Source organism: Kitasatospora sp. NPDC093558 (assembly GCF_040683475.1).
GTDB lineage: Bacteria > Actinomycetota > Actinomycetes > Streptomycetales > Streptomycetaceae > Kitasatospora.
The window spans coordinates 1-1,571 of the sequence record NZ_JBFBDY010001096.1 but is presented as its reverse complement, the minus strand read 5'-3'; the positions used below and the strand labels follow the sequence as shown (position 1 = coordinate 1,571).

Annotated in this window: 1 pseudogene; it reads right to left on the bottom strand. The window is 76.8% G+C overall.

From position 1 onward, the window contains the following. Positions 1 to 1,571: pseudogene (locus tag AB0O00_RS38805) on the bottom strand (hypothetical protein); the annotation flags it as partial.

Sequence of the window (1,571 nt, the reverse complement as noted above, 5' to 3'; positions counted from 1 at the left end):
GCCGGGCGCAGCCACAGCACCCCGGGCACCCCCACCGCCAGCGCGATGGCCCGCAACCGCGGCACCTCCTCGGCCGGGCAGCACAGTGCCACACCGCAGACCGGTACCGGCGCACCTCGCTGCTGCACCACCGGATCGTGCCGCTCCAGCAGTGCCAGCCGCCCCGAACGCAAGACCTGCCACCGGTACCGGTGTTCGGGACGGAACGCGGCACGCCGCAGCTCCGGGCTGCGCATCACGCACACGAAGTCCTGCCCCACCACGCCCGGAAACAGCTCGTCCGACCGGTACACCCACTGGTCGACCGCCAGATCGAGCTCCTCCCCGGCCACGAACCACTCCACCACCGGCACCGCACCGGGCTCCGCCCGACTGGTCGACTCCTCCAGCAGCACGCCGAGTTCGGCGAGCAGCCGGGAGCGCTGCGCCGGGGTGTCCCGGACCGACCGGTGCAGCGGGCGCCCCCGCGCGTCCGTGGCATGCAGGGCGTAGCTGAAGCACTCCGTGCCGGTCGCCCGCCACAGCTGCACCTGCACCACCGGGGCCGAGGCGCCGCCCTGCGGCCCCCGCTCCCGTGCACGCTCCGCCGACTCCCGTGCCTGGGCCCGGTGTTCGAGCAGGATCTCGGCCAGCCCGAGCCGCTGCGCCACCGCCTCGCTCCACGCGTCCAGTCCCCGCGCGGCGCCCGCACCGGCCGTCGCCGCCGCCGCGAACTCCACCGTGCGCAGCAGCTGCGGGAACCGCCCGTACCGAGGCCGGTAGCGCTCCAGCTCGGCCACCGCCTCCGGCCAGTGGGCCCGGTCCAGGTCCGGTCCCAGCGGCAGCGCCTCGGCCGCGCAGCGCCGCGGGTCGGGGACGGTGTCGTCCGCGAGGAGGGCCAGCAGCTCGCGGTGTTCGGCCGCGGTGAGGAACTGCTCGGGGCAGGCGCGCAGAGCGGTGGCGGCGATCCAGCTCCGCTGCTCCGGGGTGCGCGCGGCGTCCGCCAGCAGCGCCAGCAGTGTCGACGCGCCGTGCGGAAGGGCGGCGGCCATCCGAGCCAGCCGCTCCGCGCTCACGGGGGCGCTCTCGCCGTCCTCGTCGCCCGGCCCGATTCCCGGCTCGGCGGCCGACTCCGGCTCCAGCTCCGCGAGGAAGCGCCCGGCCAGAACGGCGAGTGCCTCCGGGGTGGCGAGCACGGCCCGCAACGGGCCCAACAGCTGACGGGCCACCGGCCCCGTCGGGTCGTGGGCGCCGTCGCCCAGGGGATCGGGCACCACCTCGCCCGCCTCCCGGAACAGCGCGTGCAGACCGTACGCCGGCACCGCGAAGGCCCGCAGGCCGCTACGGCTCACCACCAGCCCCACCTCCCGCCGCTGCGCCCGGTCCCACAGCGGCGAGCCGCTGTAGCCGCCGACGACGGGCTGCGCCGAACCGGTGGAGTCGAGCACGATCCAGCGCTCGGTGACACCCTGCACCAGGACGGCGGCGATGCTGCTCGGTGCCCCGCTGCCGTACCAGGCGTAGGCGGGGCGGCCGGGGTGGCAGCGACCGGTCGCCACCGGCAGGGCGGCGGGCCCGGGGTCGTCCAGCAG